The organism is Corynebacterium callunae (assembly GCF_046592015.1).
Classification (GTDB): Bacteria; Actinomycetota; Actinomycetes; order Mycobacteriales; family Mycobacteriaceae; genus Corynebacterium; species Corynebacterium callunae_A.
Window position 1 is genome coordinate 213,589 of the sequence record NZ_JAWVOB010000002.1, and the last position, 21,353, is coordinate 234,941.

The window sequence follows — 21,353 nt, forward strand, 5'->3', positions numbered from 1 at the left end:
TTGTTGTAAAACTTTCTAAAACCCCAGGAAAGCTCCCAGGAAAACTCTCAAGAGAACTTCACAAGAAACTCCAAAGCGAACACCTTTTAAGGGGTGAAAACGATTGCTTAGGCCTATTTTCTTGGCCTAAATCGTTATCAGACTAGGGTTAAACCCATGAATCAAGCGCTACCTCGCTGCTCCGACGTCATGGTGGAGCCCTTGGCTGGAACGGCCAAAGCCGGAAAAGGTTTTATTCTTTTTGAGCACCCGGGTTCTTGGAGCCACGATATTTTAGACGGCCACACTTTTGATCCCGAGCTCACCGCGCAGCTCAAGGCATTTACCAAGTCCGCCAATATGGGCCTGCAGCTGATTAGAAAACCCGGCCGCGAGGGCAGGCGCGTGGAAAAATGCCACCTCTTCCTGGTCTTTTCCGAGGCAGCTATCATCGAACACCTCATTGTGGATTCCGCAGCCGAGATCCTCGAGCTTGATCTTTCTGGCCCCGGCCGCAACAACGCCACCCGCATCACAGATCCCATGCTGCTGATCTGCACCCATTCCAAACGCGATGTGTGCTGCGCTATCAAAGGCCGCCCGCTGGCTGCTGCCATCGAACCCAAATTTGGGGAGTTGCAGGTCTGGGAATCTTCCCATACCAAGGGCCACCGTTTTGCGCCTTCAATGATGCTTATGCCGTGGAATTATTCCTTCGGCCGCCTCAATGAAGAAGCCACCACCACCCTCTTTGAGCAGGCTGTAGACAATAAGCTATTCCTCCCCGGAAACCGCGGACGTGGCACCCTCGACGCACGTGGCCAGGTCGCCGAGCTAGGCGTCGCAACGCTTCTCGACGCCCTCCCTCCGGCGTACCTTGAGGTCACCGAGGGCGCTGAGGATGTGCGGGTGACCCACCCGGATGGCCGCAGCTGGTCAGTGCAGCTGGAACGCCAAGAGGTTGAGGGTGTGATTTCCTCTTGCGGGGATGCCCCCAAAACCGGCAAGGCCTGGGTGGTTAGCTCAATTACTGAGCTTTAGACCGGCCGAGTACCAACAAGCCACATAGCACCGCACCGGCGACCATGATGGCCGGAATGTACAAGATGAGCTGCGGATCCAGCGCACCAGCCTGGGACCCGGTGGCGGTGGCGGCAACAATATTGCCTAACCAGCCACCTGCCACGGTGCCGATCACCGCAGCTGGCAACGCGAGGGCAAAAAGTTCAGTGCCCATCACCACACGCTGACCACCGGAAGTAAGACCAATGGTGCGCAGCAAGGCGCGGTCGCGGGCGCGCTCGGCGACGGTAAGCGCCACAGTATTGGCCAGGCCAACAGCGGCGATCGCCAAGGCCACCACAGCCAGCAACGTAGACATCGTGGTTACGCGTAAGACCAGCGCAAAGGTATTAAGACGCGCAGAAAAACCTTCGGAGACAGCAAAGCGACCATCTTGTTGTCCGATAACTTCACGAATTGCCTGCACCGTAGGGTTTTGGGGATCTTGGTCAGAATCGCCATCTAATAAGATCAATATGTTGCGTACTGGCTGCGCAGGTAGCTTATCCACACTTACGCCCAGCTCAGCTGCCTTTTGCTCACGCGCCCGTGCGATGAGGCCGGGGTCAACAATGGAAAAGTAATTGTCCGTGTGCTCAATAGTTACCGGCAGTGAAACCTCATTGATGGACGCCTCAGTAGCAGTACCCACGGGGAAGTTTGCCTGTTCACCAGAACTGCGGCCGAGCACCACCGTTTGTGGGGGAGCACCGGTATCATTGCCACGCATCACCTGTGCGCCCTCTTCTTCACCTAAAGCCAAGACAGCGGTTGAGCCTGACTGTGGGAAATCCACGGTAGCTGCTGCTGGGGCAACCGCCATGGAAACCCCGTCGAGAGCTGACAAAGAATCTACTAATCCCGCCGGCATTTCTGAATCCAAGGCGGTGACCAAAATATCGGTGCCACCCATTCCCTTGGCAGCATTTACCAAGTGTCCGCCGATCTGGGCCTGACCATGCAACACCGCAGAACTCAGCGCCACGCCAGCCAAAATAACACCGATTAGTGCTGCAGAACGCGATTTCTGCTTGGAGGCAAAAGCCAGACCTAATTGCACGCTCGGAGCACCTTTGCCCAATAGCCGTGAGAGCCCATAAAGTGCTGGCGGTAACGCAACCGCAGTGCCCACCAGTAGCCCAAAAATGATGGCGGCAGCTGCTGCAATAACGAGTGCCACCGCGCGGGTACCGGCATAATTTTCAACCTGACCCAAAGCCCACCAGCCTGCTGCTCCAGCTGCAAGCGCCAAAAACAGCCACAAACCCATAAGCAGCGGGGAGCATCGAGAAACCGCAGCAGCAGTCAAAGAATCCACAGTTGATTTCCGGCAGGCACTGAGAACAGCAGGCAAAGCCGCCACAATTGTGAGCACCACGCCCGTCCCGGCAATAAGTGCCATTGTTGTTGGTGGAGCTTGCACATTATCCAGCGGGATGCGCACCCCAAAAAGATGGGCTTGGGTGGCTAAAAACCGAGCCCCAAAAACTCCTGCGGGGGCGCCCAAACCAGCTGCTAGGAGGCCTAAAACTCCAGCTTCTACCAGCGCTGATCCCACCAGTTGTGGGGTGGAGGCGCCGATCGCGCGGATGAGACCGAACTCCCGCATCCGCTCGCCGGTAAGCACCATAAACGCCGAAAACACCACCAAAAACGCCACCGCTGCCGCAACCACCACAAATGCTGAGAGCAGGAGGAAATAGCGATCGCGTTGACCTAAATACGTATCAGAAAGCTTCTCGACGAACCCCTGCACCGAAGCAATCTGGGCAGTCGTGTCCGTTGCGGTGGCAGCCGCTTTTATTGCTGCGGTCGTGGCAGCAGAGTCGGTGGAACTAATACGGAACTCACCACGTACACTGGACTTATTCCATTGCTGTACGGCCTGGGGTGTAGCCAGTGCAATGTATGACCCGCTAAGGGTTTCTTGGGCGGCAGCCTCCATAGTGCCCACAACTGTCACGGGTATATCTTTACTGCTGGAGGACAAACTCAGGGCAAGTGTGGACCCAATTTCAGGTGCATCGGCTGCGGCGCTTACAGCGATTTCTCCTGGGTTTTCTGGTAGCCGTCCGGCTAGAAGTGGGCGCCATTGAAGTTCACCCGGGGTGATTGATTGCACCATGGTGCTGGCGTAAATGCCGTCTGGTTGTTGTAAAGACGCCGACATGTTTTGGTCAAAAGCCCAGGTGTGGGTGTTGGGATCACTGGCGATTGTATCCTGCAGCGCCAAGAAATCTTCTGAGTTTTGGGCGCTGGTGGTTACTACCAGATTGGCGTTGGCATAAGGCTTGGCAAAAAGATCATTAACGCTGCCGACCAAAGAATTGGTGAGTGCGGTGGCGCCGACGCTTAAAGCGACTGCTGCAAAAATGGCAAAAAAGAGCGAGATATATCGAAAACCGCGACGTCGTAACTGGGCAAAGGCAAGTTTGATCATCGGCGCGCACCAGTGATTTCGGTGTTTTCGAGAATCTGGCCATCACGCATGCTGATTAAACGATCGCCACGCAAGGCTGCATCCTTATCGTGGGTAACAAAAACTAGGGTCTGCCCCAGCTCATTGACGACAGTGCGAAAAAGATCCAAAACAGCATCACTGGTTTGGGAATCGAGGCTGCCGGTTGGTTCATCGGCAATGAGGATTTCGGGGCGGCTAATCAACGCCCGCGCAATTGCAGCACGCTGCTGCTGTCCGCCGGAAAGCTCATGGGGAAGATGCTTGAGGCGGTGATCGATGCCGAGGATTTCAGTGATTTTCTCCAGCCAGGCTTTATCTACTTTGCTGTGGGCCAGGCGCATGGGCAGGGAGATATTATCCTGAACCGACAAAATGGGAACAAGGTTAAAATCCTGGAAAATCACACTGATATGAGTGCGCCTTAATTTGGCACGCTTATTTTCTGAGAGCTCACTAATGCTCTGGCTGCTGCCATCACTGGAATGCAGAATTACCTGCCCTGCGGTGGGTTGCATTAGGCCGGAAAGGCAATGCAAAAGTGTAGTTTTTCCAGATCCTGATTGGCCCATAATAGAGGTCCATTGGCCACGCGGAATATCCACCGTGATGTTTTTAAGGGCGTGTACCTCGGTGGAACCTTGTCCGAAGGTCATGCTCAGACCTTGCGCCGATAACACTGGCGGTGGGGTACTGATGAAGGCTTCGGAAGTGGAAGTCACGCGAGATTACTCCTTGAGGTTTCATTGTTTTTAATCCGCCACAACTATAGGGGAAATAAAAAACACCCGCGGTAAAAACCGCGGGTGCGAGTGGCGCTTCTTATCGACGCATGATCTTCTTGGAAAGCCAGTTGCCCAGCAGCTGAGCTGCCTGCACGATGATGACAATAACCAGGACTGCGACGTACATAACCTCATTATCAAAGGCACGGTAACCATAAACAATGGCAAAGTCACCGAGGCCACCGCCACCGATGTAGCCGACCATAGCCGACATATCAACAATGGCAATAAAGAGGAAGGTGTAGCCCAGAACCAGTGGTCCCAAAGCTTCGGGGATGATCACGGTGCGGATGATGGTCAAAGGGCCAGCACCCATGGAACGTGCTGCCTCAATTACACCGGGGTCAATCGCCACCAGGTTTTGTTCCACGATGCGGGCCACAGAGAACGTAGCAGCCACAATCATGACAAAGATACCGGCGTCACGGCCGATAGAGGTTCCCATTACTGCCACGGTCAAAGGCTTCATGGCAGCGATGAGAATAATAAACGGAATGGGGCGAACAAAGTTCACCAAGAGGTTCAAGACGGTATAAATAGCCTTGTTTTGCAGGATGCCACCATTGCGGGTGGTGTACAGCAACAAACCAACGATGAGTCCGAGGAATCCAGACACCACCATGGTGACGCTGACCATGAGCAAGGTATCGAGGATGGCGGTGCTAAAAGTTGGCCCCAGGCGATCCCAGTCAGCTGCGAGAATCATCTCATTCATCGGGTGATCTCCTTGATGGTCGTGGTGTGCTGCAGGCTTTGATAAAACTCTTCAATGGCTTGAGGATTACCGCCCAGGCGAACGGTCATCTTGCCAAAGGAATGGCGCTGCAAGGTGGTGACACCGCCGTGCACGATATTGATGGTGGCGCCGTTTTCTGCAGCGATGGCAGAAGCCTTGAAGAATCCGGAATCCTCGGTGAGATCAATGGTGAAGAGGCGGCCTTCGTGGCTGAGCAGATCTTCAGCCTCGACATTATCGGGAGTGTTGCGCAGTGCGGTTGCCACAAAGCGCTGGGCCACGTTGGTTTGAGGATTGGAAAAGACCTCATAAACGCTGCCGTATTCAACAACCTTGCCTTGTTCCATGACGGCGACCTTGTCAGCGATGGAACGGACAACTTCCATTTCGTGGGTAATAACCACGATGGTGATGCCGAGCTCGCGGTTGACCTTGCGCAAAACTTCCAAAACTTCTTGAGTTGTTTCGGGGTCCAAAGCGGAGGTCGCCTCGTCGGCAAGCAAAAGGGTGGGGTTGGTGGAAAGCGCACGGGCAATGCCTACGCGCTGTTTCTGACCACCTGAAAGCTGCTCCGGGTAATTGTTGCCCTTCTCGGAAAGGCCGACGAAGTCCAGCATTTCTTTGACGCGCGCTTTGCGCGCAGCCTTGCCCATTTTGGCCAGCTGCAGTGGGTATTCAATATTTCCGGCTGCGGTGCGGGACTGGAAGAGGTTGAACTGCTGGAAGATCATGCCAATATTGCTACGGAGTTTACGCAGCTGGGATTCCGGCATGCCTACGATGTTGGTGCCGTCGAGAAGCAGCTCACCTGAGGTGGGGGAGTCGAGGCCGTTAATCATGCGGACCAAGGTGGATTTGCCGGCTCCTGAATAGCCGATGATGCCAATAACTTCACCGGGTTCAACGGTGAGGGTGACATTATCGAGAGCAACGGTTTTAGCGTTTTTATTATTGCTAAAAACTTTGGTTACTCCGCGAAATTCCACACGCGTGCCCTTGGTGGTGGGGCGCTGGTGCAGGCTTTCTTCAGGCGTCGGTGTTGACGCGGTTTGTGACACGGCGGTGTCCTCGATTCAGATGGTCTGGGGACAAAAGTTGCAGGGGAACAGTTTAACGCCCCGGGGGAGCATTTGCGACGTGGTGTTCGTCAAAAATTTTCCAACGGGGCGTTAAAGTCATAGCTTCGGTATGGAAGCTATGTGGCGGGTTTAGGAAGCCGCCTGTGCTTCTTCGAGACGATCAAGGATAGCCTGCAGTTCAGCGGCGGTGCGCTCAACTGGAACAGAGGTGCCCTTGGAATCGCGGTCAACAGCTGCGAGGACCTCAGGATCGTGCCAGAGCTCAACGAGGCGAGCGATGTTGGCATCGTCCTTATCCTCAGCCTTGGTCACAAAAGCGTTGATATATGGCTCTGCTTCCTGGGAGTTTGGATCATCCTGGAAGACAGCGAGCTTAGGATCAATGCCTGCGCGGTCAAGGAAAGAGTTGTTGATGATAGCTGGGGTGCCCTCCTGGTATGCGGTAGGGGACTGAGCTGCATCAACAGGGGTGACGGAGACCTTGGATGCTGCCTCATCAATATCAACTGGAGCAGGGGTGATCAGACCTGGGGTCTTCAAGGTAACCAGACCTGCCTGGACGAGCACGTTGATGGCGCGGCCCTGGTTGGAAGGATCGTTAGGGATAGCTACAGACTGGCCGTCGATGCCGTCGAGGGAATCGTGGTCCTTCCAGAACAGCGCCAAAGGAACAATTTCAGTGGCGCCAACTGGGGTGAGGTCCTCGCCGGATCCCACGTTGTACTCAGCCAGGAACTTCAGGTGCTGGAAGAGGTTGACGTCAATCTGGTCCTGGGCCAATGCCTCATTCGGAGTGGAGTAGTCAGAGAATGGAACAACCTCAAGCTCGATGCCCTCTGCTGCTGCCTTCTCCTCAAAAACAGTCCATGCTTCCTTAGCTGCATCGGTGGTGCCGATGCGGATGGTTACTCCATCGGTGCCCTCGGAAACAGCGGTGCTGCTGCCATCGGAATCGGAACCGCAGGCTACAAGTGCAGTTGCGGCGAACAGGCCAGCGATGGCCGTGGTGGTAATGCGACGAAGCTTCATATTCGGCGTCCCCTTATTTTTCGTGGTGGTCACTTAGTTGTTTAGGAGGTTAGCACCATAGACCGTGATCTGTACAGCTCGGTCTATTTGAGGAGCGTTAAAGTGTGGAAAAAGTGGGAAAAATTTATTGGAAAACTTGTTCTAAAAATGTATTCTAGTGCCTATGGAATGGAATGGTGGGGGAAGTTTTAATGGGCGCCCATTGTCTTGGGGTGCAATGGAAAAAATCCTCTCAGGTAAAAAGGCACAGCCTTTAAGGCAGGTACTGCACGAGCCGACTGTGGCGCCTGGGTTGATTGTTGCGCCGGAGGATAAGGATGAGCTTGGGGCAGGTTATGAGCATGTGGCTTTTGCGGAATTGCATGCCACTGGAAGTTATAACTTTCTTAAAGGGGCTTCTGATCCAGAAGCCTTGGTGTTAGAGGCTAAAAAACTAGGTTTACGTGCACTTTCCATCTTGGATAGGGATGGGTTTTATGGAGCGGTGCGCTTTGCCCAAGCTGCTGCGGAAGCCGGGCTAAAAACTGTTTTTGGGGCTGAGTTAAGCCTGCAAGAGGGAGTGTTAAGTGTGCTCTGTAAAGGGGTGGAGGGGTATCGGCGGCTTAGCCATCTGATTACTGAAGCAAAAATGGCAACTGGAGAGAAGGGGCAGGTTGCTTACCCGCCTTTGCCTATGGTGGCGCAACAGGCTGGAGGTGAATGGATAGTTTTGCTGGACTACCACTGGATTGACAAAATCGATTATGTGATCGAATTTTTTGGGAAGAACAATATTGTGCTGGAATTTAGTGCCACCATGCTGCCAGAAGAAGCCGATCACAATGAATATTTAAGGCGCGCACAAGCGGAATTTCAGCTGCCGGGCATCATAAGTTCCCATCCAGAAGCAGCCTCAAAAAATGCTGTGAGATTGGCTGGAGCTAAACATGCCTTGGGCAAGCGCCAGGCTCTAAGCGATGCCGAAAGTGAACTCCACCCCATGGGCGCCTCCTGGATGCGCAGTGGTCAAGCACTCTTGCGAGCACATCCAGGCTGCGCGGACCTGCTGGCTGGAGCTGTGGAAATAGCGCAACGCTGCGCCTTTGAACTGAATTTGGTGGCCCCAAATTTGCCCTCCTGGGATACACCCGCCGAGCACACGGAAATGAGCTGGCTTAGCCACCTGGTCAACGAGCGTTTTGAGGAGCGATATCACGGCCGAGATCAAGCGATTAAAGAAAAAGCCACCACCCAAATTGCCTATGAACTAGGAGTTATTAAAGAGCTGGGCTTTCCGGGATACTTCCTCATCGTTAATGACCTGGTGGAATTTTGCCGAGCAGAAAATATTCTGTGCCAGGGGCGAGGCTCCGCAGCCAACTCCGCTGTGTGTTTTGTCCTGGGCATTACTAACGCTGAGCCGATTTCTGCAGACCTATTATTTGAGCGCTTTTTATCCCCAGATCGAGATGGCCCACCCGATATTGATATTGATATTGAATCCGGCCGCCGCGAGGAGGTTATTCAATATGTCTACAACAAGTATGGGCGCGATAATGCAGCTCAAGTGGCCAATGTAATTACCTACCGGACTAAAGGTGCCATTAGAGATGCCGCCCGTGCCCTGGGATTTTCCCAAGGTGCTGCCGATGCCTGGTCCAAAGGCACCGAGGAACCACCCCAGGAGGTGATGGATTTAGCAGCACAATTTAAAGGACAACCCCGCCACCTTGGCATTCACTCCGGTGGCATGGTGATTTGTGATCGCCCCATTGCCGATGTGGTGCCAGTGGAATGGGCACGTATGGACAATCGCTCAGTGGTGCAATGGGATAAAGATGATTGTGCTGCTGCCGGATTAGTTAAATTTGATCTCCTCGGCCTGGGAATGCTGGAAGCAATCCACCATATGCTCGATCTAGTCCTGGAACACCGCGACATCGAGGTGAAGCTATGGGAGCTTGATCTAGCCGAGCCGGAAGTTTATGAGATGTTGTGCCAGGCCGATGCCGTGGGCGTATTCCAGGTGGAATCCCGTGCACAGCTATCTACTTTGCCGCGACTCAAACCCCGCACCTTTTTTGATTTGGTGGTGGAGGTCGCTTTGATTCGCCCCGGTCCCATCCAAGGCGGATCTGTGCATCCCTATCTGCGTCGCCGGGCGGGGGAAGAAAAAATCACCTATGACCACCCAGTGCTGGAGAAGTCCTTAGGCAAAACCCTAGGCATTCCGCTATTCCAAGAGCAGCTGATGCAAATGGCGGTAGACGCTGCCGGTTTTAGTGGTGGGGAAGCAGACTCCCTGCGCCGCGCCATGGGTTCTAAACGCTCCCCAGAAAAAATGACAGCGTTGCGCGCGCGGTTTTTCCAAGGGCTTGCCGATACCAATGGAATTGTGGGCGATACTGCCGACAAACTCTGGAATAAGGTGGTGGCTTTTGCCGCCTATGGCTTCCCCGAGTCACATTCCCAATCTTTTGCCTCCCTGGTGTACTTTTCTGCCTGGTTTAAATATCACTACCCGGCGGAATTCTGCGTGGGTCTATTACGAGCCCAACCCATGGGCTTTTATTCTCCGCAGTCGCTAATTAGTGATGCCAGACGCCATGGCGTGCGCATTTTGCCGATCACGGTGAATGATTCCGGGGTGGAAGCAGACGCCCCGCAGGGCGCCATCCGCCTAGGCCTTAATTTGGTCAAAGGTTTATCTAAAGACGCAGCGCAGCGCATTGCCAATCGCGCTCCCTATGAGTCAATCCCAGACCTTTCGCGCCGGGCAGAATTAAATGTGTCCCAGATTGAAGCACTCGCACGCGCAGGCGCCTTGGAATGTTTGGGCGTGCAACTACGCGAAGCACTATGGCAAGCAGGCGTCGCGGCCACGGAAAAACCCGGGATGCTGCCGGGGCTATCAGCCATTAGCGCACCAGCTTTGCCTGGGATGACGGCCTTTGAATTAATGGCCGCGAGCATTAGTACCACCGGGGTGTCTGCGGATCAACAGCCCATGGCTATGGTGCGCCAACACCTCAACCGCTTAGGAATTGTGCCAGCGGATCAGCTCTTGCAGGTAGAAGATGGAACACGGGTGAAAATTGCAGGGATTGTGACCCATCGCCAACGTCCCCAAACAGCTTCGGGGCTTACCTTCCTCGGGCTGGAGGATGAGACCGGGCTGATGAATGTCATGGTCTCGGTGGGCTTGTGGAAACGGCAGCGGGTGCTGGCACGCACGGCAAAAGCCTTAATTATTCGGGGGATTGTGCAAAACGCCAGGGGTGTGGTCAATATCGTGGCGGATCGTTTAGAACCCCTGGAACTAGGCGAGCTGCTGAGCCGCGGATCGCGAGATTTCAGATGAGCCAGCAAAATTTTGAGATAGTGGAAGGCATGGCCACAAACCTTGATAACACCTCCCCTCGGACCCCCGAACCATATGAACATATGAATCCGGTGCTACCAGCGCTGACCAAAGCTCGTTATATTGCACGTTTGCCCTGGTTGCTTATCATCGGAATTGTTTTTGGGGTATTGGGCTTTATGTTTAGTCCGTGGTTTTATCTCGGAACCGGTATCGCCGCAGCGCTATTGGTATGGCAAATATGGTTGATTCCGCAGCAGGTTAAACGCCTGGGCTGGTTGGAAACTGAGGATGAGCTGCTGATCACCAAGGGAAAAATTTGGCATAGCTTCACGGTGGTGCCCTATGGCCGCATTCAATTTGTTGATGTCACCGCCGGCCCCATTGAACGTGCATTTGGCATGAAAACCCTCAATTTACATACGGCATCGGCCACCTCTGATTCCACCATCCAGGGGCTGCCCGCAGAGGTTGCCAATCAATTGCGTGAACGTCTGGCCGACAAAGCCCGTGAACGGATGAGCGGACTATGAGCCAGGAATTCCACAAGGTCCATCGCCTCACCCCGCTGCTGCGCGTCTGGACACTCATCCTCGCGATCATGGCTGGTGTTGCCTTTAATGTCAACGCCTCCACCTGGGCTGCACTTTGGGGATTGGTTAGCGGCGCCCATGAGGTTGCCCTGTGGCCTTTACTGGGATCGATCGCCGTGGCAGTAGTGGTCTGCGCACTTATTTGGGGCCTTTCACAAATCTGGTGGAACGCCACCGGCTACCGCATCACAGAGGAAGAATTACAGATGAAAAGAGGCGTGCTCAATACCCAATTGCGCAGCGCCCGTTTTGACCGCATCCAAGCAGTCGACATTGTGGAATCCATCATCGCGCGCCTTTTCCGCGTCGCCATTGTGCGCGTGGAAACCGCCGGCGGTGAAAATTCCAGCATTGAAATTTCCTACCTCACCCGCCTAGAGGCGGAAAAACTCAAACAGGCGCTTCTCGACGCCGCCCAGCACCCCAGTGCAACCCCCGCCGCGGCGGGGGAGAGGCAGGTGGAAGGCGGCGTCGAAAAGCAGGCTTTAGTACCTGAAATCCCCATTATGCGAAGTGTTTTAAGTGCAGTGTTGTCCGTATCGACGCTGCTCACGGTGGTTGGTGTGGGGATTATGTGGCTCACGCCCATCGGAATTGCTGGTGGTGTGCCGTTTTTGGCGGGTATGTTGCCGTCGGTGTGGAATCTGGTGGATAAATCGTGGAAATATCAGGCGCAGCTGGGCGAAGGTGTGCTGCATGTTAGTTATGGGCTGGCGGACCGGCGCCGTCAAGCTATTCCGCTGGAGCGAATCCATGCGATTTCTTTAAGTCAACCGCTGCTGTGGAGATTGCTTGGCTGGTGGACGGTTTCGGTGACGGTGGTGGGTTATGGCGCTGATACTAAACGCGGTGGAACATCTAAAATTTTGCCGGTGGGCTCTAAGGAATTGGCCTTAAAAGTCCTGGAAGCTGTGGGTCCGCTTAATGCTGAAGAGATTTCGCGCAGCGCTCAGCCAGAGCATTTAAGTACCCCAAATTACACCTCGCCCGCCGCTGCAAAATGGATTTCTCCGGTGGACCGTAGCCGTCAAGGTGTCACCCTCATCGGCCCGCATGCCGAGGTTGCGGTGGTGCACCTGGGACGTATGGTGCCACGCATGGCCGTTATTGAAACCACGCATATTCAGGAGCTCACCCTCAAGCGCGGCCTTATTCAACGCCAACTGGGGCTCTCAACGGTGGAGTTTAACCTGGTTCCCGGCCCTGTTTCCATGGCAGCTAAAGATCTAGAGTATGACCAAGGCATGGAATTGCTACAGGTCTTGCGGCAGCGGAAGTTACCTGCCCTGCAGGCACTCCCTGGGTTGGAAGAAGGCCTAGATTAGAATGTCTTTTATGCATATCTCAGATCTTCCCGACAAGTCCCAGGACTACCTGAAGACCATCTGGGATATCACCGAACTGAGCGCCGGGCAGCCTGCAGCCCTCGGTGAAATTGCAGAAAAACTTAATCAAAAAACCTCCACGGCCTCTGAAGCCATTAAAAGGCTGGTGGGGCGGGGACTGGTGAACCATGAAAAATATGCGGGCATCACACTCACCGAAGCTGGCCAAGAATTAGCAATTGAAATGGTGCGCCGACACCGGCTGCTGGAAACCTTTTTACATGATGTTTTGGGCTACACCTGGGACGAGGTGCACACCGATGCTGACCTTTTGGAACATGCTGCCTCGGACCGTTTTATCACCCGCATTGATGCACATTTAGGCCACCCACGCCGCGATCCCCACGGTGATCCTATTCCCACTGCGGAAGGCGATATAGATAATCTCCCGCACACCACCCTTGAGGCGGTGGTGCCGGGAGCAACTGTAGTTATTTCGCGAGTCCAGGATTCCGATCCTGACCTGCTGCGTTATTTGGCGCAATTTAATGTGGCGCCGGGCTCTCGCATTACCCTGGATGCCGGACCTTTTGCTGGCATGGTGCACCTGGTGGTGGAAGAAAGCGGCGAGCGTTTCCCGCTGGCCCAAACCCAGTTGGCGCTCATTAGCGTTGAGGCTTAGGCCGGCAGTTTCGGGCCAGTAGTTTTAGGCCGGAAGGTGGAGCAGATTCACCATAATGGTGCGCATATTGCCCGAGGACACCAAGCCGATTTGCACAATCACTGCCACGGAAAAGGCAAATAACAAGAATTTATCGGCCGGGCCATTGGCGCGGATGCTGATGAACTTGGGCAATTTAAGATTCCACCAACGCCTGCCACCCAGGGGAATCAACGGGGCAAACGCCGGAATACCAGCTTTGGTAGCCATATCGCCCAGCATGTGCGTGATACAGCCAACGGTGATGGCAGAACCCAAAACAACCCCGAATGAACTTTCGGGAGCATAGTTCCACACACCAATTGCCAAGGCCGCCGAGGCTGCAGTAACTAATAGCCAATCCGCACTCTTGGACCATTCTGGCAATAGGCCTCGGATGGCTAAACCGAGGAAGAAAAAGAGCAAGCCAATTACAGCAGGTTTGCCATAGGCACTGATCAGCGCCGAAGCACCCGCACCTGTTGCCAAAGCACTCCAAATAGTGTGGGTTAAGGTGCGGTGGCCATTATTGCAGTGCTTATCTTTTCTACCGCGGGTGACATTAACAAAGGCCTGGGCTGTGTTTTCGGTAAAACGAGAGAGCACCTGGGTGATGGGACCAAAAGAGCGAGATACCGTGGCAGAAGGGGAGTCAAGATCGGGAAGCAGTGCAGCACCTGCTGTAAGACCTGCATAAATAAAGGTTTCAGTAGCGGTGCTAACGCCACCCCATTCCGGTGGCAAAATTTGGGCCACTGCAAGGCCTACAGCAGCACCACTCATTGCGTGGGTCGGACCCATGACCACTTCTACATCAGCTCACTTCACATTAAAAAATGACAATACTTTCCAACTACACTAAACGATCACCCTGCAGCTTATTCAAACGGGTGCTCGAAGAGATATCTTTAATGTCAAGTCGGCATCGCACAGCGAGAGCATTCCCCTGAGGCTCCCGAAAAGCACCGCGGAAAAAGTGATGACTTTTTTAGCACCGTGATGTAGCAAAAAGGTCTATTTTTAAATCATGAGCGAACGTCAGCTGGAAAAGTCCATTGAGCAGGTTATTGAAATTGCCCGCGCAGCACGCAATGTAGAGGTCTTTACCGGAGCTGGCATGAGCGCAGAGTCCGGACTAGAAACCTACAGAGATGATAAAACCGGGGTGTGGTCCAAGGTTGATCCTCAAGCCATGGCGAGCATCGATGCCTGGCTTAAAGATCCCGAACCCATGTGGGCGTGGTACCGCTGGCGTGCCGGTGTTGCAGCCCGCGCCGAGCCCAATGCTGGCCACCGCGCGATCGCTTATTGGCAGGGCAGTCACCTGGTGGAAAATGTGCATGTGACCACCCAGAACATCGATGATCTCCACGAACGTGGCGGAGCCAGCGATGTTACCCACCTACACGGCAGCCTCTTTAGCTATCGCTGTACCGACTGCGAAACGCCGTGGGTGGATGATCGCAATTATCTACAGCAGCCCGTCGAGCGCCTGACTCCACCGCAGTGCGAGGTTTGCGGTGGTCTTATTCGCCCCGGAGTGGTGTGGTTTGGTGAGCAGCTGCCTGTGGCGGAATGGGATCTGGCAGAACAGCGCATCGGCGAAGCCGACCTCATGGTCATCGTAGGAACTTCCGGCATTGTGCAGCCTGCAGCAACGCTGCCGGAGATGGCCTATCAGCGTGGCATTCCCATTGTGGAAATTTCCCCTGCCACCACGGAGCTCACACGCTGGGCAACTCTGAGCTGGACGGCCACCGCCGCCCAAGCGCTGCCTGCGCTCATGCGTGAAATCAGCGCCTAGGTCCATCTTCGACGTGCAGGATTTAAGCGAGGATGATCTAGACCTGCTGCAGCGTTGTGTGGAACTTGCTGCAGCAGGTCTCAAACAGGGCAATAGCCCCTATGGGGCGCTGCTGGTGGATCGCCACGGCGCGGTGGTTTTTGAGGGCCATAATCTTGATGGCACCGGCGATCACACCCAGCATCCTGAATTGGCCATTGCGCGTTTTGCAGCGGCCACCATGAGCCCTGAGGAACGTGCGTTGGCCAGGGTTTATACCTCTACTGAGCATTGCCCCATGTGTGCGGCTGCGCATGCCTTGGTGGGACTGGGCACCATTTACTGTGCAAGTATCGCCGCCGAGGTTTCGCAGTGGTATCGCCTCTGGGGTGCTGCAAACCCGCCGGTACGCACCATTCCAGCCACCGAAATTTCGCCGAACCTTAAGATTATTGGTCCGGCGCCCATTTTTAGTGAAGCTCTTTTTAATCTCCACCACTGGTTCCACCTGGGAAACGTCGAAAAGCGTTTTTAAAACGCTTTTCGACGCCCACCTACACCCCGCCTGGAAAACCGAGCTGGCGCCACGCTTCGTAGGTGGCAACGGCCGCCGAGTTGGACAAGTTCATGGAACGTCGTCCCGGCAGCATAGGAATCCGCAGCTCCTGGGTGATGGATGCATGCGCGAGGTGCTCCGGCGGCAAACCGGTGGGCTCGGTACCAAAAAGCAGCGCATCGCCGGGCTCAAAAGTGATGTCGGTGTACCACGTGGTGGCCCGAGTTGTGAAAGCAAAAACGCGACGGGGGACCGCCGCCATCGCGCTATCAAAGTCAGGATGAACTGTGACTTCCGCCAAGTCGTGATAATCCAAACCCGCGCGGCGCAAATGCTTTTCGCTCAAATCAAAGCCCAAAGGCTCGACAAGATGCAGGTGAGCGCCCGATCCTGCACACATGCGAATGGCATTTCCGGTGTTGGGAGGGATGACAGGATTGTCAAAGATGACATGTAAAGGATGTTCGGACATGTCAATGATTGTAAGGCCTGAACAAAGGGTGGAATAATGGCGGAGGTGACTGCACTTAAACTTGATGGAAACCTATACCGCGACGAAATCTTCGCCGATTTGGAACAGCGTGTTGCTGCGCTCAAAGAAAAGGGAATCACCCCAGGCCTGGCGACAGTCCTGGTGGGCGATGATCCTGCCAGCCATTCCTATGTGAAGATGAAGCACCGCGACTGCGAGCAGATCGGCGTGAACTCTATCCGCAAGGATCTGCCAGCAGACGTCACCCAAGAAGAACTTTTTGCGGTTATTGATGAGCTCAACAATGACCCCGCCTGCACCGGCTACATTGTCCAGCTGCCACTGCCAAAGCACCTGGATGAAAATGCTGTCCTCGAGCGCATCGATCCCAATAAGGATGCCGATGGCCTGCACCCGGTGAACCTGGGCAAGCTTGTTCTTAATGAGCCAGCTCCACTTCCTTGTACTCCTAATGGCTCTATCAGCCTGCTGCGTCGTTTTGGCGTGGAACTCAATGGTGCCAAGGTGGTTGTTATCGGCCGCGGTGTGACCGTTGGTCGTCCCATCGGCTTGATGCTGACCCGCCGTTCCGAGAACTCCACCGTGACCCTGTGCCACACCGGCACCAAGGATCTGGCTGCTGAAACCCGCAACGCTGATGTCATCATCGCCGCTGCCGGCCAGCCACATATGCTCACTGCCGATATGGTGAAGCCAGGCGCTGCTGTGCTCGACGTCGGAGTATCCCGCAAGGACGGCAAGCTGCTCGGCGATGTCCACCCAGATGTGTGGGAGGTAGCCGGTGCGGTTTCCCCTAACCCAGGTGGCGTTGGACCTCTCACCCGTGCTTTCTTGGTCCACAATGTGGTGGAGCGCGCAGAAAAGCTCTCCGGAATCTAAGAAGTTATTTTCATGAACAACCCCCACACTGACTCCGCCTTAGCAGCTCAGGAAGCGATGTTGGCAAACCCACACGATGTGGGACTTGCCCCGTCCAAGCTGCCTAAAACGGTACAAAAGTTGGGGGTTGTTTTCTTTGTGGTCGTCATTGTGCTGGCAACAGGTTTCGCCCTGACCGAGCACTGGCGTCGCGCCACCTTCACCCTTGGATTTTCATTAATCTACCTGGCGCTTTTGCGGCTGGTTTGTGATTCCCAGGTGATGGGTATTTTGGCAGTACGCTCCCGGCGTTTTGATGCCTTTTTTACCGCTGCCTTGGGTGCAGCGATGGCATTTTTAGCTGCTTCCGTGGACTCCCTGGGCAGCTAGCTTTAGGGTTAGCGCCTGGGGGCATTGGAGGGGCGCGGGTTTTTATTCCGGGTTGGGGTCGTAGAACTCGGAATGAATATCAGGCGTGCTCAGGCCCGCTTGATTGGGATCTACCGGCTTGCTTTCCTTGTATTGGATGAAGACCTCAGGGCCACTAATAAGGAATTGCAGGCCATTATCTTCATGGGGGATCCAGGAGAAGTAGGTATTGCTAATGGTGTTGACAATCTCCTCATGTTGCTGAGATTTCACCTTGGGATCTGCCAATTCCACCCAATTACTAGCAATGGAAACAAGCATTTCCTGCTGCTCCGGGCTCAACTCAGAGCCTTTTAAGCCAGCAGTATCAGATTGGTCAGCATTCTGGAGTTCAGTGCGCTGAGCATCTGTGAGGCTTTGATAAAAACTAAGCGCAGATTCATGCAGGCGAGAAGTCTTAAAAGGCGCATCAATATCTTCTGCAGCCTCGGCAACATCATCAGCACTAATATCGATGTGACCGGATTGGAAAGTAATCTGCCCATCGGGGTAGAAGGTGGCTTCAACGCCGGCAACCGGACCATTAAAACTTAAGTTCCACGTTCGATCAACGGAAGGTTCCTGGGAAAAATTAAGGAAATGATGCTGCGTGCCATCTTCAGTGGGTTCATGGGAAAGATGAATGATGATGGCAGACAAAATCTTATAAACGTCTTCGTTAAAAACCGATTCCAGCACCCGCAGTGACGTTACTAGCTGCGCCTGACTGAGTTCGTTAAGGTCAAGCCCCGGCCCGAGCAACGCTGCGCGTTGCTCTTCATCGAGATAGCCCAAAAAACCGCGGGCAGTTAGCGAGGTTTCTTGTCCGGGGGTGGCCTCAAAAAAGGTGCTTGTCGACGCCTCCTGGGTTGCGGTCTGCATAACAGAGGCAACTTTGGAAGGTTGTTCAGACGCCGTGGCGGATTCGGCTTGTTGAGAGGCGCATCCACTAAAACCCATGCTGCTAGCTGCGAGGGTGGTTGCCAATGCACCTGCGGTGTACCGACGGCGGGAATTCAACAAAGTCACATGACTAAACTTAGGTGGGAAATTATGAATTAACCAGTAGATTAGCTGTGAGTTATGTAGTGATACACATCGATACAACTTAATTTCCACTAAATATAAAACTCGATATAACTCTCAGGGCCGCCGTCTTGAGGCGTGATAAGGCTAAAGAAATTGCGCAGAATTCGGTCCATTTGACGGGTTTCCGTAAGGAAAGCATCGTGGCCAACGGGCGATACAATCTTGGCCATCGCGAGCAAGTTGCCCAAGTTGCGGGAGAGGTGTTCCTGCTGGTGGTAGGGGTACAAAATATCGGTATCCACACCAGCAACCAGCACAGGAACCTTAATAGCTTCAAGTGCCTTATTGAGGCCCCCGCGTCCGCGCCCAATATCGTGACGATTAAGCGCATCGGTTAACACCACATAAGAGCCAGCGTCGAAACGCTTAACCAGTTTATCTGCCTGGTAGTCAAGGTAGGATTCCACCGCAAAGCGCTGGTCATGGCTGCGGTAGGCACCCAGTGGGTTTTCACCCTGTTGAGGTTTGGTGCCAAAACGCTCATCAATTTCTAATTCACCGCGGTAGGTCAGGTGCGCAATGCGGCGTGCGGCAGCTAAGCCCACTGCTGGATTGCAGCCGGACTCATAGTAGTTGCCTTCATGCCAATGATGATCATTTTCAATGGACTTAATTTGGGCAGATTGAATGCCAATTTGCCAGGCGCTGGCACGGGCAGAAACGGCTAGCACTGCGGCTGCTTGAACGACAGAAGGGTACATGGCAGCCCACTCTAGGGTGCGAGCTCCACCCATGGAACCACCCAGTACGGCAGTCACTGTGGTGATGCCAAAGGAATCAAGGAATAGTTTTTCCGCAGTTACCTGATCACGGATCGAGGTAGCGGGAAAGCGGTTACCCCAAAAATTTCCATCTGGGTGTAGGGAACCGGGACCGGTGGAGCCATTGCAACCACCAATAACATTGGTGCAGATGACACAATAAGTATCGGTATCAATGGCCTTACCAGGGCCAATGAGTCCATCCCACCATTCGGCAGCATTGGAATCGCCGGTAAGGGCGTGCTCAATGAGCACTACATTGCTTATGCCTTCGTCATCAACGCGATATTCGCCCCAGCGGTGGTATGCGAGCTGGGCCTCGATAATAACTGCTCCGGCTTCGGTGCGCAGATCACCAATGGCTTGTGTTCCAAGCTGACCGACTGGTGCAAATTGTGGCATAAACGTGAACCGCCTGTTCTGGGTGGGCAGGACTAAAAAATCCGTTCTAAAACAATGGGGAAAGCTTAGCTGTACCGCTCTGTCTAGTCTAATTGTGATGGCGGTTATATTCGCGGCGCAATAAATAAAACCCCAGCCATCACTGCCTAAACCTGCAGTGATGGCTGGGGACGGAGGGACTGTCTCCTTAAATAGCGGCGAAGCCAGCTTCTAGGTCAGCAATAATGTCATTGACATTTTCAATGCCAACAGAGAGACGAACGGTGGACTCGGTGATACCAGCACGCTTGAGACCCTCAGCATCAGACTGGGAGTGGGTGGTGGTTGCAGGGTGAACCACGAGAGAACGCACATCGCCAATGTTGGCCAGGTTGGAGTGCAGCTTCAGGGCGTCGATAAAGGCCCATGCGGTTTCGCGGCCACCGTCGATCTCGAAAGTGAGCACGGAGCCGGTGTACTTGAGGCCGAGCTTTTCCTTGGTGGCGTACCAAGGGGAATCTGGCAGACCGGCGAAGTTCACCTTGGTGACCTTCTCGTGGTTGTTCAAGAATTCTGCTACCTCGATGGCGTTTTCATTGTGGCGCTCAACGCGCAATGGCAGGGTGTCGATACCTTGGATGGATACCCAAGCATTGAAGGCAGAGAGGGTGGATCCGGTATCGCGCAGCAGACCAACACGAGCCTTAAGACCAAAGGCAGCAGGGCCGAGATCGGCATACTTCAGACCGTGATAAGCAGCATCTGGGGTGACAAAGTAGGGGAATACTGGCTTGCCATCGCGCTCAACGGTCCAGTCGAACTTGCCACCATCAACGAGCACACCGCCCAGACCTGAGCCATTGCCGGTGTAGAACTTGGTCAAAGAAGCAACCACGATGTCCGCACCCAGCTCAAGTGGGCGCACCACAGCTGCGGTGGCGATGGTGTTGTCGATAATAAGTGGCACGTTGTTGCGGTGCGCTACCTCTGCAACTGCAGGGATGTCGAGGACGTCAGCCTGTGGGTTGGCGAAGGTCTCGCCGAAGAATGCCTTGGTATTGGACTGAACTGCAGCCTGCCAAGATTCTGGATCATCGGGGTTTTCTACAAAGCTCACATCGATGCCGAGGCGGTTAAGGGTGATCAGGAACAAAGTCTCGGTGCCACCATAAAGGCGAGGGGAGGTAACGATGTGATCGCCAGCGCCAGCGAGGTTAAGAATCGCATTGGTGGTGGCAGCCTGTCCGGAGGAGAAAGCTACGGCGTGGACACCACCTTCAAGGGATGCGATGCGGTTTTCTAAAGCCTCCACGGTGGGGTTGGTCAGGCGGGAGTAAACAGGACCCAGGTCCTCAAGGGCGAAGCGCTGCTTAGCGTGCTCGGCGGAATCAAAAACGAAGGCAGTGGACTGATAAATCGGCAGGTTGCGGGCACTGGTCTGACCATCAACTGGCTGGCCAGCGTGGATGGAACGAGTTTCAAAGCTCCACTGATCTGCATTGGAATTATCGTACTTTGGCATGGTTTTACCGTCCTTTGATGTGGTTGTTTTCCCTGACCCTAGAGAGTTTTAACGTGTGTCGGGGCTCTGTATTTCGACCATAGTGAACCGCTTGGTCTATTGCAATAGACTAAGCGGTTCAAGCTTCAATTGGGGTGAAAGGCGGGGGTGTGACTAGTGTCTAATTTAGTCAATCCAGTGGTTTGCATCATTTGCAAGTGTTATCTTTCATCTGTAAAAAGTTTCAAAAATTGCCGTGAAAACAACTTCTAAATCCCCAAAAATGCCGATAACAAGGCATTATGCAGGGATTTTTTAATGTGACAACGAGCTATGAGTAGAAAGACCAAAACTGCGTGAGTATTCAACAACGCCCCGCGGCCTCAGAGGGCGATCTCATACACAGCACCGCGACAGACCTGCCAGTCGGTGTGAAT

Annotated in this window: 19 protein-coding genes; 9 read left to right on the forward strand and 10 right to left on the reverse strand. The window is 54.1% G+C overall.

Going from position 1 to position 21,353, the window contains the following annotated elements; all coding sequences use genetic code 11:
• The first annotated feature begins 156 nt into the window (after window positions 1-156).
• The gene (locus SFC07_RS04110) at window positions 157-1,020 is read left to right on the forward strand and encodes a sucrase ferredoxin (RefSeq protein ID WP_411206957.1); all 864 of its coding nucleotides are present in this window, start codon (window positions 157-159) and stop codon (window positions 1,018-1,020) included.
• Here the strand turns inward: SFC07_RS04110 and SFC07_RS04115 are convergent.
• The 5 genes from SFC07_RS04115 to SFC07_RS04135 all read right to left on the reverse strand — a co-directional run bounded on the left by SFC07_RS04115 (window position 1,007) and on the right by SFC07_RS04135 (window position 7,128).
• On the reverse strand, window positions 1,007-3,481 hold the full coding sequence (locus SFC07_RS04115) for an FtsX-like permease family protein (protein WP_411206958.1): 2,475 nt from the start codon (window positions 3,479-3,481) through the stop codon (window positions 1,007-1,009). The genes SFC07_RS04110 and SFC07_RS04115 overlap by 14 nt on opposite strands.
• Complete coding sequence (locus tag SFC07_RS04120) at window positions 3,478-4,155, reverse strand: ABC transporter ATP-binding protein (RefSeq protein ID WP_411207034.1); 678 nt, start codon at window positions 4,153-4,155, stop codon at window positions 3,478-3,480. The genes SFC07_RS04115 and SFC07_RS04120 overlap by 4 nt, the downstream gene beginning before the upstream one ends.
• Window positions 4,156-4,321: 166 nt before the next feature.
• Window positions 4,322-4,999 carry a methionine ABC transporter permease gene (locus SFC07_RS04125; RefSeq protein ID WP_411206959.1) on the reverse strand — a complete coding sequence of 226 codons (678 nt, stop codon included), beginning with the start codon at window positions 4,997-4,999 and terminating at the stop codon, window positions 4,322-4,324.
• Complete coding sequence (locus tag SFC07_RS04130) at window positions 4,996-6,039, reverse strand: methionine ABC transporter ATP-binding protein (RefSeq protein ID WP_411207035.1); 1,044 nt, start codon at window positions 6,037-6,039, stop codon at window positions 4,996-4,998. Before SFC07_RS04130 ends, SFC07_RS04125 begins: the two co-directional genes overlap by 4 nt.
• Before the next feature lie 189 nt (window positions 6,040-6,228).
• Window positions 6,229-7,128, reverse strand: coding sequence for a MetQ/NlpA family ABC transporter substrate-binding protein (locus SFC07_RS04135; RefSeq protein WP_411206960.1), 900 nt, complete (start codon window positions 7,126-7,128; stop codon window positions 6,229-6,231).
• A 163-nt stretch (window positions 7,129-7,291) separates the two neighbouring features.
• Here SFC07_RS04135 and SFC07_RS04140 point away from each other — a divergent pair, with 163 nt between their 5' ends.
• The 4 genes from SFC07_RS04140 to SFC07_RS04155 all read left to right on the forward strand — a co-directional run bounded on the left by SFC07_RS04140 (window position 7,292) and on the right by SFC07_RS04155 (window position 13,068).
• Window positions 7,292-10,468: an error-prone DNA polymerase gene (locus tag SFC07_RS04140; protein WP_411206961.1), complete on the forward strand. Its 3,177-nt coding sequence runs from the start codon at window positions 7,292-7,294 to the stop codon at window positions 10,466-10,468.
• An 83-nt stretch (window positions 10,469-10,551) separates the two neighbouring features.
• A complete protein-coding gene (locus tag SFC07_RS04145; protein ID WP_411207036.1) occupies window positions 10,552-11,001 on the forward strand; it encodes a PH domain-containing protein in 450 nt (149 codons plus the stop codon).
• Entirely contained in the window at window positions 10,998-12,386 is a 1,389-nt protein-coding gene (locus SFC07_RS04150; RefSeq protein ID WP_411206962.1) for a PH domain-containing protein, read from the forward strand. The genes SFC07_RS04145 and SFC07_RS04150 overlap by 4 nt, the downstream gene beginning before the upstream one ends.
• Before the next feature lie 10 nt (window positions 12,387-12,396).
• Window positions 12,397-13,068 (forward strand): metal-dependent transcriptional regulator, encoded by a 672-nt coding sequence (locus tag SFC07_RS04155; protein ID WP_411206963.1) that lies wholly within the window; start codon window positions 12,397-12,399, stop codon window positions 13,066-13,068.
• Window positions 13,069-13,092: 24 nt separating this feature from the next.
• Here SFC07_RS04155 and SFC07_RS04160 read toward each other — a convergent pair whose 3' ends face one another.
• On the reverse strand, window positions 13,093-13,887 hold the full coding sequence (locus SFC07_RS04160; RefSeq protein WP_411206964.1) for a metal-dependent hydrolase: 795 nt from the start codon (window positions 13,885-13,887) through the stop codon (window positions 13,093-13,095).
• A 226-nt stretch (window positions 13,888-14,113) separates the two neighbouring features.
• Here SFC07_RS04160 and SFC07_RS04165 point away from each other — a divergent pair, with 226 nt between their 5' ends.
• Together SFC07_RS04165 and SFC07_RS04170 are read left to right on the forward strand one after the other, a co-directional pair.
• Entirely contained in the window at window positions 14,114-14,890 is a 777-nt protein-coding gene (locus SFC07_RS04165) for an NAD-dependent deacylase (RefSeq protein WP_411206965.1), read from the forward strand.
• Between the two features lie 13 nt (window positions 14,891-14,903).
• Window positions 14,904-15,404 (forward strand): nucleoside deaminase, encoded by a 501-nt coding sequence (locus SFC07_RS04170; protein ID WP_411206966.1) that lies wholly within the window; start codon window positions 14,904-14,906, stop codon window positions 15,402-15,404.
• 19 nt (window positions 15,405-15,423) lie between these two features.
• On the opposite strand, the gene SFC07_RS04175 is transcribed toward SFC07_RS04170, so the two are convergent.
• Window positions 15,424-15,897, reverse strand: coding sequence for a tRNA (cytidine(34)-2'-O)-methyltransferase (locus SFC07_RS04175; RefSeq protein WP_411206967.1), 474 nt, complete (start codon window positions 15,895-15,897; stop codon window positions 15,424-15,426).
• A gap of 45 nt (window positions 15,898-15,942) precedes the next feature.
• On the opposite strand from SFC07_RS04175, the gene SFC07_RS04180 reads away from it, so the two are divergent.
• Window positions 15,943-16,797: a bifunctional methylenetetrahydrofolate dehydrogenase/methenyltetrahydrofolate cyclohydrolase gene (locus SFC07_RS04180; RefSeq protein ID WP_411206968.1), complete on the forward strand. Its 855-nt coding sequence runs from the start codon at window positions 15,943-15,945 to the stop codon at window positions 16,795-16,797.
• A 12-nt stretch (window positions 16,798-16,809) separates the two neighbouring features.
• Window positions 16,810-17,166 carry a DUF3017 domain-containing protein gene (locus SFC07_RS04185; protein ID WP_411206969.1) on the forward strand — a complete coding sequence of 119 codons (357 nt, stop codon included), beginning with the start codon at window positions 16,810-16,812 and terminating at the stop codon, window positions 17,164-17,166.
• Between the two features lie 42 nt (window positions 17,167-17,208).
• Here the strand turns inward: SFC07_RS04185 and SFC07_RS04190 are convergent, their stop codons facing one another.
• The 3 genes from SFC07_RS04190 to SFC07_RS04200 form a co-directional block, all read right to left on the reverse strand.
• The gene (locus SFC07_RS04190; protein ID WP_411206970.1) at window positions 17,209-18,213 is read right to left on the reverse strand and encodes a DUF3500 domain-containing protein; all 1,005 of its coding nucleotides are present in this window, start codon (window positions 18,211-18,213) and stop codon (window positions 17,209-17,211) included.
• Between the two features lie 89 nt (window positions 18,214-18,302).
• A complete protein-coding gene (locus SFC07_RS04195) occupies window positions 18,303-19,436 on the reverse strand; it encodes a homoserine O-acetyltransferase (RefSeq protein WP_411206971.1) in 1,134 nt (377 codons plus the stop codon).
• Between the two features lie 187 nt (window positions 19,437-19,623).
• Complete coding sequence (locus SFC07_RS04200; protein ID WP_411206972.1) at window positions 19,624-20,937, reverse strand: O-acetylhomoserine/O-acetylserine sulfhydrylase; 1,314 nt, start codon at window positions 20,935-20,937, stop codon at window positions 19,624-19,626.
• Between the last annotated feature and the right edge of the window lie 416 nt (window positions 20,938-21,353).

Coding starts and splice junctions, on each gene's coding strand:
- SFC07_RS04110 (WP_411206957.1), top strand. CDS start 157: ATGAATCAAGCGCTACCTCGCTGCTCCGACGTCATGGTGGAGCCCTTG.
- SFC07_RS04115 (WP_411206958.1), bottom strand. CDS start 3,481: ATGATCAAACTTGCCTTTGCCCAGTTACGACGTCGCGGTTTTCGATAT.
- SFC07_RS04120 (WP_411207034.1), bottom strand. CDS start 4,155: ATGACCTTCGGACAAGGTTCCACCGAGGTACACGCCCTTAAAAACATC.
- SFC07_RS04125 (WP_411206959.1), bottom strand. CDS start 4,999: ATGAATGAGATGATTCTCGCAGCTGACTGGGATCGCCTGGGGCCAACT.
- SFC07_RS04135 (WP_411206960.1), bottom strand. CDS start 7,128: ATGAAGCTTCGTCGCATTACCACCACGGCCATCGCTGGCCTGTTCGCC.
- SFC07_RS04140 (WP_411206961.1), top strand. CDS start 7,292: ATGGAATGGAATGGTGGGGGAAGTTTTAATGGGCGCCCATTGTCTTGG.
- SFC07_RS04145 (WP_411207036.1), top strand. CDS start 10,552: ATGAATCCGGTGCTACCAGCGCTGACCAAAGCTCGTTATATTGCACGT.
- SFC07_RS04150 (WP_411206962.1), top strand. CDS start 10,998: ATGAGCCAGGAATTCCACAAGGTCCATCGCCTCACCCCGCTGCTGCGC.
- SFC07_RS04155 (WP_411206963.1), top strand. CDS start 12,397: ATGCATATCTCAGATCTTCCCGACAAGTCCCAGGACTACCTGAAGACC.
- SFC07_RS04160 (WP_411206964.1), bottom strand. CDS start 13,887: ATGGGTCCGACCCACGCAATGAGTGGTGCTGCTGTAGGCCTTGCAGTG.
- SFC07_RS04165 (WP_411206965.1), top strand. CDS start 14,114: ATGAGCGAACGTCAGCTGGAAAAGTCCATTGAGCAGGTTATTGAAATT.
- SFC07_RS04175 (WP_411206967.1), bottom strand. CDS start 15,897: ATGTCCGAACATCCTTTACATGTCATCTTTGACAATCCTGTCATCCCT.
- SFC07_RS04185 (WP_411206969.1), top strand. CDS start 16,810: ATGAACAACCCCCACACTGACTCCGCCTTAGCAGCTCAGGAAGCGATG.
- SFC07_RS04195 (WP_411206971.1), bottom strand. CDS start 19,436: ATGCCACAATTTGCACCAGTCGGTCAGCTTGGAACACAAGCCATTGGT.
- SFC07_RS04200 (WP_411206972.1), bottom strand. CDS start 20,937: ATGCCAAAGTACGATAATTCCAATGCAGATCAGTGGAGCTTTGAAACT.